Below are 7885 nucleotides of genomic sequence, written 5' to 3'. Positions count from 1 at the left end.
TCATCGCCGGCGCACCCTGACGCCGGCTCGATGATCGTCATCGCCGGCGCACCCTGACGCCGGCTCGATGATCGTCATCGCCGGCGCACCCTGACGCCGGCTCAATGATCGTCATCGCCGGCGCACCCTGACGCCGGCGTCGACTCGACCGCGTTCGGCCGCAGCTCCGCCGGCCGACGCCGCAGCGTTAAGGCTTGTCCGCCACGAGGGACTCGTATGGATCTCGTCGGCGACCTCCTCGCGCGCGACCGGCGTACCCGGGACACGGCGCTCGGTACGCCGGACGGACGGGAGCGAACCTATCACGACCTGATCACGAACGGCTACAAGGCGGCGAACGTGCTCCGGTACCTCGGCGTCCGGGGGGGTGCGACCGTCGCCGTCGACCCGACGCCGGGGTTCCACACGACGCTCGCGTTCCTCGGCGCGGCCGCCGTCGGCGCGCCGGTCCGGTTCGACCCGGAAGCGGGGATCGAGGCGGGCGACCGCGTCGTGCTCGCGCCGGTCGCAACCGCGGCCGACCTCGATCCGGCACCGGGTACGAACCTCGCCGCGTTCGGCGGATCGCCGGAGCGGGCCGACACCACGCACTGGGAGCAGGAGCTGTGGAGCGAGAACCCGGGGACGCCACCGAGCGAGGTCGGTCCCGCGGACGCCGCCATCGTCGGACCGAACCGGGAATTCAGCCACCGCGAGCTGTGTTCGCTCGCCGCGGCCGCCGTCGAGGAGGCCCGGCTGAACGAGGGGACGCGCGTGGTTCTCCGTCGACCCTTCTCGGACCCCCCGGCCGTCGCGGCCGGCCTCGTCGCTCCGCTCTCCGTCGGTGGGACCGCCGTGCTCGCGTCGCCGCGCGCCGACGGCGAGGCGGACGACGACGCCGACGAACCCCGCGGCGACGTGGCGGTGGCTCCGGCGGATGTGGCCGTACCAGAGCCGCGATGCGTCGATCCGGCGTCGCTCGCGTCGGCGGCCGAATGACCGTCCCCGATTCGGACTCCCGAATCAGTCGTCCGCGGGGTTCGGCTCCGCCGGCACTCGCTCTCCGTGTCGCAGGCAGGCGGACTCGTGGTCGGGGGCGTGAACCGTCCGTTCGGGGACGGTCTCGGCGCAGGGCGTCCTGATCGCGTCTGCGAGGACTTCCCCCGCTCGCTCGGCGTCGTCCTCGAACAGGTGTTCGATCGCCTCCGAGAGCGTCCGTTCGAGGTCGGGGTCGTCGACCGTCTCGCCGATGTCGAACTCGTGGCGGATCTCCTCGCTGACCGCCGATTCCGTCGGTTCCGTTCCGCCGGCCGCGAGGTTCTCGCGGATCTGTTCGACGTCGACTTCGCCCGCGGCGACGTTGTCGCGGAGGTTCAACAACCCCCGCCAGTCCTCCTGGTCGATGTCGACGCCCTCCGGCTGGATCACCTTGTGACACCGCGTGTGGAACCGACAGCCGCTCGGCGGGTTCGTCGGGCTCGGCACGGTGCCTTTCAGCTCGATACCGCCGACTTTCGACCGCGGGTCCGGCGTCGGTATCGACGATAGCAGCGCCTCGGTGTAGGGGTGCTGCGGGTTCGTGAAGATCTCCTCGACCGGCCCGATCTCGACGATCTCGCCGAGGTACATCACGGCCACGCGGTCGCAGACCTGCCGGATTACGGACATGTCGTGGCTGATGAACAGCAACGACAGTCCGAACTCCTCTTGGAGGTCGTTGATCAGCGAGAGGATCTCCGCCTGGATGGAGACGTCGAGGGCGCTCACCGGTTCGTCGGCGATGATGAGGTCCGGATTCAACACGAGCGCCCGGGCCAGCGCGATCCGCTGCTTCTGGCCGCCGGAGAACTCGTGGGGATACCGGTCGAAGTCGCTCGCCGAGAGCCCGACGCGTTCGAGTAGGTCCTCGACGATCGCACGTCGTCGGTGGCGGTCGTTCATGCCGTGGACCTTGAGGAGTTCACCGACCGCGTTCCCGACCGACATCCGCGGGTCGAAGCTGGATGACGGGTCCTGGAATATCATCTGTGCGCCCCGCCGGAACTCCATCAGCTCGTCGTCGTCGAACTTCGTCACGTCGTTGGGATGCGTCCCGTCGGAGTTCCGCGTCGCGCCCTCGCGACCGTTCCCGTTGAAGATGACCTCTCCCGAGGTCGGCTCCTCCAAGTGGATGACCGAACTCGCCGCGGTCGACTTCCCGCAGCCGGACTCGCCGACGAGCCCGAGGGTCTCGCCCTCCGCGATGTCGAAGCTGATCCCGTCGACGGCGCGGGCGGCGCCGACCTGCCGGTTGAAGATACCCTTCCGGATCGGATAGTGCTTCTCCAGGTCGCGGACCGACAACAGCGGCTCAGTCATCCGCGGGCCCCACCTCGCTTTCGCCGTCGGTCGGCGCGGTTCCGTCCCCGTCGATCGGCCCGAACTCGTCGTTCCGGACGATCGAGGGGTTTCCGCCCGGGCCGTAGTGGACACAGGAGACGCGTTGGCCCGGCGCTACCTCCACCTCCTCGGGCTGTTCGCCCGTGCGGCACGCCTCCTCGGCGTACTCGCACCGCGGCGCGAACCGGCACCCCTCCGGCGGGTCGTAGGGGTCCGGGAGGGTTCCCGAGATCCCGCCGCCGGTCCCGCCGAACTCCGGGAGACACTCCAACAGCTGTTGGGTGTACGGATGCCCGGGGTGATCGAAGATGTCGAGCACGCCGCCCCGCTCCATCACCTTCCCGGCGTACATCACGACGATCCGGTCGGCGATCTCCGCGACGACGCCGAGGTCGTGCGTGACGAACAGGATTCCCATCTCGAACTCCTCCTGGAGGTCGTCGAGGAGCTTCAGGATCTGCGCTTGAACCGTCACGTCGAGCGCGGTCGTCGGCTCGTCGGCGATGAGCAGGTCCGGGTCACCGACGAGTGCCATCGCGATCATCACGCGCTGTTTCTGTCCGCCGGAGAACTCGTGGGGATAGTCGTCGAAGCGCGAACTCGCGTTCGCGATCCCGACGCGGTCCATGAGGTCGACCGCCCTCGCGCGGGCCTCGTCGTCGGAGACGTCCTGATGGATCTGAAGCGCCTCGACGATCTGCCACCCGACGGTGTAGCAGTGGTTCATCGCCTCCTGCGGGTTCTGGAAGATGTGCGCGATATCGTTGCCCCGAATCTGCCGGAGCTCCGACTCGGGGAGCGACAGCAGGTCGCGCCCCTTGTACCGGACGGTCCCCTCGATCTCGCCCGGCGGCGTGTTGATGATCCTGGTGATCGACTCCGTCGCGACCGTCTTGCCGGACCCCGACTCGCCGACGATACAGACGGTCTCGCCGGTGTCGACGCTGAAGTCGATCCCGTCGACCGCGGTGAGGGTTCCGTTGTCGGTGCTGAACGTCGTCGTGAGGTTCTCGACCTCGAGTAGTGGTTGATCGGCAGACATTATCCGTTCTCGGCCTCCGCTTCGGGGTTCAACGCGTCCAACAGCGCGTCGCCGAGGAAGTTGAACGCGAGGATGGTCAGGAACAGCACGATACCGGGCGCTAACACGATCCACGGGGCGAACGAGAGGTCGCTCCGGCCGGTGGCGATGAGCTGTCCCCAAGAGGGAACCGTCGAGTCGCCGACCCCGAGGAACGCGAGCTGCGCCTCCGCGAGCAGGAAGCCGGGGATGAGCAGCGTGAGCTGCGTGATGATGCTGCTCGCCGCGTTCGGCACGACGTGCCCGCGGATCACCTGATACGTGCTCGCGCCGCTGATGCGGCTCGCCTTGATGAACTCCTCTTCGGAGATGGACAGCGACTTGCTCCGGATGTACCGGGCGGTGCCGCCCCAGGCGAACAGCGAGAAGACCACGATGAACATGCCCAGCCCCGCGCCGTAGATGTAGAGGATGAGCAGGAACATCAGGAACGTCGGGAACGAGAGGATGATGTCGACGAACCGCATCATGATCTCGTCGACCCAGCCGCCCGAGTACGCGCTCAGCGTGCCGAACGTGATCCCGATCGTGGCGACGATGGTCGTCGTGATGAACCCGATCTGCATGCTGATCGTCATCCCGTAGACGATCATCGTGAACACGTCCTTCCCGCCCCCCGTGGTTCCGAGCGGATGTTGCCAGGTCCCGTAACACCGACCGTTCATCACCTCGCCGACGCAGGTCGCCGGCGTCGTGTCCGCGACGGAGGTGAACACCGGCGGCTGGTAGGCGATGAGGAGGTCCTGCTGTGGCGCGTTCAGGATCAGCGGTCCGACGATGCCGCCGACGAACACGACGCCGAGCCAGCCGAGGCTCACGACCGCCGGCCGGTTGCGCCTGAACTCCTTCCAGTAGTACCGCGTCATCCGCGGGTTCTGGTACAGCGGTAAGACGAGGTACCAGAACGCTAAGAACAGCGTGAAGATGAAAAAGAAGTCGAGCGTCTCCAGATTCTGCTCGAGGCCGATAAACTCGAACGTCGGAGTCCGCTCACCGAGGAACTGCCAGTCGTACACGCCGAGCAGCGCGAGCGGGATCGTCGTCAGCAGCATCCCGAGCGAGTTGACGGACAGGTCGAACCGCCCCGACCGCGAGAGGTCGTTCCAGTCGACTTGATCGAATCGTTCGGATTTCTCAGTAGCCATTGTTCTCCGTTGTGTTACCTGTCATCGTAGCTGATCCGCGGGTCGAGCACGGTGAACACGAGGTCCTCGATGAGGTTCCCGATGACGGCGACGAACGTGAAGAACAGCGTCGTCCCCAATACGAGGTTCGTGTCCTGTTGGATCAGCGCGTTGTACGTCAACCGTCCGAGCCCGGGGATACCGAACACGACCTCGACGAGCAGCGACGCGCCGAGGAACAGCGCGAGGAGCTGTCCGACGAGGGTCGTCGAAAGCGGGACGAGCGTCGGCCGCATGACGTGGTAGGCGTACGCGCGGAGCGGTGATACTCCCTTCGCCTTCGCCGTCTTCATGAAGTCGGCGTTCTGGAACTCCGCGGACTCGTTCCGGGAGACCCGCATGACGGCGCCGATCGATCCGGTGACCAGCACGAACACCGGCAGCGTCAGCTGGATCGCGTTCTGAACGCTGAACACCGGAACCTCCGGCTTGTAGATGACCGGTATCCACTCCAGCCACACCCCGAAGATCAACAGCAGGATGATCCCGAAGAAGAAGTTCGGGATGGCGTAGCCGAAGAAGGCGAACCCGGTCGCCGCGTGGTCCTTCCAGCTGTACATGTTCGCTGCGGAGTAGACGCCGACGAGCGGCCCGAGGATGATCGTGAGGATCGTCCAGGGGATCGAGTACTGCGCGGTGTAGTACAGCGCGTTCGTGACCGCCTCGGTCACGGGCATACTGGTGCTCACCGACCAGCCCCAGTCGAGCGTGTAGACGTTCCGGAGGAAGTCCATGTACCTGACGTACAGCGGCTCGTCGAGCCCGCGCAGCTCGCGGACCCGCTCGGCGGCCTCCGCCGGGTCGCCCCCCTGGAGCGCCGCCTGCGTCGCCGCCCGCCGGACGGCCGGGTTCGGGGCGGCCGAGAGCAGCAGGAACGTGACCGTGACGATGATGAGCGATACCACTGCCGCCCAGAGGACCCGAGCGCTAACGTATCTTCCAAATCCCATGTGATGTCTAAACTGGTGAGGTGAAAACGGGGTGATTCGGGCTTACTCGTCCGTCGACGGGTAGAACTGGGACCAGCGGGGCTGCCACGTGAAGTGCGGCGACGCGAGCCCGCGGTAGACGCCTTGGATGAGGTCCTGCTTGCTGATCGCCGCCGCCATCGCCTGGCGGAACGGGACCAGCTGGAAGAGGTTCCCCGGACCGGCGCTCCAGCCGTTCGCGCGCTGGTTCACGGAGATGATCGTGTTGTACGGTGTCGGGACCTGAAGGACGTCGACGTTCTCGTTCTCTTGGTACGACTCGTACTGCTCCGGCGGAATCGCGGCCGCGTCGGCCTCGCCGGTCCTGAGCGCACCGAGGCGGGAGGCCTGCTCCCGAACGACGCTGATCGAGGCGGACTCGAAGTACGGCCCCTCCGAGAACAGGTCGGGCCCCTCGTCGATGTCGCGGAGGTAGTACTCGTCGTTACGGGTGTACTCCGTTCCGGAGCCGCGGTTCCACGCCGTGAGCTCGAACGCGCCGAGGTTCCCGGCGAACTGGAGTTCGAGCAGCTCCTCGTCCTGCTCGAGACCCTGGACGTCCTCCTCCTCGACGTACGGCTGGAGAAGGTCCTTCGGGATCGGGTACAGGAGCGGGTCGTACGTCTTGGGCCACAGGATGTTCGGGGACTCGAGCGTCGCCTCGAACTGGAACTCGCCCGTCTGCTCGACGGTGACGCCGTCCCAGCTGGTCGACGCCGCGGTGGGCGCCCAGTCTGCCTGGTGGAGCTCCTGGATAAGGTAGACGAAGTCCTCGGCGGTGACCTGTCCGTACGGCTCGCTGAACTGGAGGTTCTCCCGCACGTCGAACGTCCACACCTCGCCGTCCTCGGTGGACATGTCGTACAGCAGCGGGAAGACGTCCTGGTTCTCGTCGAACGTGTACCCCTGGTCGAGCGCGCGGGCGATCGCGGTCCCGGCGCCGTTCTCGGTGTTAAACAGCGGGTTCAGGGTGGTGAACCGCGCCGAGGTGACCGTGTCGTAGGAGCCGCTGACCTCCGGCTCGCCCTCGTACCACGCGGGCAGGTCCCAGCCGTTCGAGAAGTTCTCGATCGGCCCCTCGAGCTCGGGGTTGTAGCCGACGAGGTCGTCGCTGAACAGCAGGGTGATGTACGGCTGCTCGTAGGCGATGTTCTCGAAGATATCGACGAACGCCTGCTGGAGCTCTTCCACGCTCGACGCCTGTTGCGCCTGATCGAAGAGCTCCTGCGCGTCGAACTGCGGGTAGTAGCCGACCGGGTTGTAGAACGCGGTGGCGCCGTCGAAGAACGCCGAGTTCGTGAGCGGGTTAAGCGGGTAGGTGTTCAGCCCGAACACGATGGACATGTCCCACGCCTGGTTGCTCGTGACCGACTGCGGGCCGGGGTTCGTCGGCGTCGGGTTCTCCCACGTGACCTCCTCGCCGTCGACCGTGTCGGTCCCCCCTTGGGGCTCGGCGGTCCAGTACTCGTTGTTGAACCGCGTGCCGTCGATGGCCTCGACGATAACGTTGATTCCGAGGTTCTGGCCGAGTTCCTGCGCGATGAAGTTGGCCGTCAGCTGCGAGGTCTCCTGCCCCGTGCTGTGGTAGATGTTGATCTCAACCTGGTCTCCGTCGGGGTTGACCATCGTGTCCCCGTCGAAGCTGTAGTCGTACTCCGACTGCTCGAAAGCGCGCTCAGCCAGCGTGTGCGCGACGTCACGACCGTAGAGGGGGTCCACACCGAACTTCGGGAAGTCGGGGAGTTCGAGCTGGTTACCCCCGCTGCCGGAGCCGCCCTCGGAGCCGTTCATTCCGTCGGAGCCGTTGCCGCCGCCGGACCCGGAGCCGCCCCCGCCGTTTCCGGAACAGCCGGCGAGCGTTACCGCGCCGGCGAGGCCGAGCGCAGAGAGCCATTCTCGCCGGTCGATATGCCGGGAATCATCACGATCCTCAATGTTTCGCCGTGGCATACCGTGTAGTACGAGCGTGTGTATAAAAAACTTCAGACTTCGGGACAGTTGTCAGGGACGTTCATCTTACATTCGTCTTGACAGTCCTCTTATTAGAAGGTGAATTCGCACTCTATGTACGCGTCTCTTCGTGTATCTGAGATTTTTCCCGATATTTCTGCCTAGATTTAACTTCTATACTGCTAACCGCCGTCCAGTCCGACGTACGAACCGCTTCGATACGACCCACGGACCGCTCCCGGGATCGCACGTGACTCGTCCCCGACTATCCCACCGCTTTTCGCTGCGCCCGATCGCGTCGATCGACGTTTCACTCGTTCGCCGGGCCGGTCAGGGGCGGTGAC

The 7885-nt window shown here is 66.0% G+C and carries 6 protein-coding genes; 1 reads left to right on the top strand and 5 read right to left on the bottom strand.

What is annotated here, in order from left to right:
- Window positions 1–216: 216 nt before the first annotated feature.
- Complete coding sequence (locus EXE42_RS11540) at window positions 217–978, top strand: hypothetical protein (RefSeq protein ID WP_137706559.1); 762 nt, start codon at window positions 217–219, stop codon at window positions 976–978.
- Between the two features lie 24 nt (window positions 979–1002).
- Here EXE42_RS11540 and EXE42_RS11535 read toward each other — a convergent pair whose 3' ends face one another.
- From EXE42_RS11535 to EXE42_RS11515, 5 genes are read right to left on the bottom strand one after another with little or no spacing between them, the layout of a single operon-like run.
- Window positions 1003–2337 carry an ABC transporter ATP-binding protein gene (locus EXE42_RS11535; protein ID WP_137694048.1) on the bottom strand — a complete coding sequence of 445 codons (1335 nt, stop codon included), beginning with the start codon at window positions 2335–2337 and terminating at the stop codon, window positions 1003–1005.
- Window positions 2330–3400 carry an ABC transporter ATP-binding protein gene (locus EXE42_RS11530; RefSeq protein WP_092921136.1) on the bottom strand — a complete coding sequence of 357 codons (1071 nt, stop codon included), beginning with the start codon at window positions 3398–3400 and terminating at the stop codon, window positions 2330–2332. The genes EXE42_RS11535 and EXE42_RS11530 overlap by 8 nt, the downstream gene beginning before the upstream one ends.
- On the bottom strand, window positions 3400–4584 hold the full coding sequence (locus EXE42_RS11525; protein WP_092921137.1) for an ABC transporter permease: 1185 nt from the start codon (window positions 4582–4584) through the stop codon (window positions 3400–3402). Before EXE42_RS11525 ends, EXE42_RS11530 begins: the two co-directional genes overlap by 1 nt.
- Window positions 4585–4598: 14 nt before the next feature.
- Window positions 4599–5573, bottom strand: coding sequence for an ABC transporter permease (locus EXE42_RS11520; RefSeq protein ID WP_092921138.1), 975 nt, complete (start codon window positions 5571–5573; stop codon window positions 4599–4601).
- 42 nt (window positions 5574–5615) lie between these two features.
- A complete protein-coding gene (locus EXE42_RS11515) occupies window positions 5616–7541 on the bottom strand; it encodes an ABC transporter substrate-binding protein (RefSeq protein ID WP_092921139.1) in 1926 nt (641 codons plus the stop codon).
- Window positions 7542–7885 lie beyond the last annotated feature (344 nt).

Origin of the sequence: Halorubrum sp. SP3 (assembly GCF_005435195.1) — an archaeon.
GTDB classification, from domain to species: Archaea; Halobacteriota; Halobacteria; order Halobacteriales; family Haloferacaceae; genus Halorubrum; species Halorubrum sodomense.
This window is presented reverse-complemented; position numbering and strand designations above follow the sequence as displayed.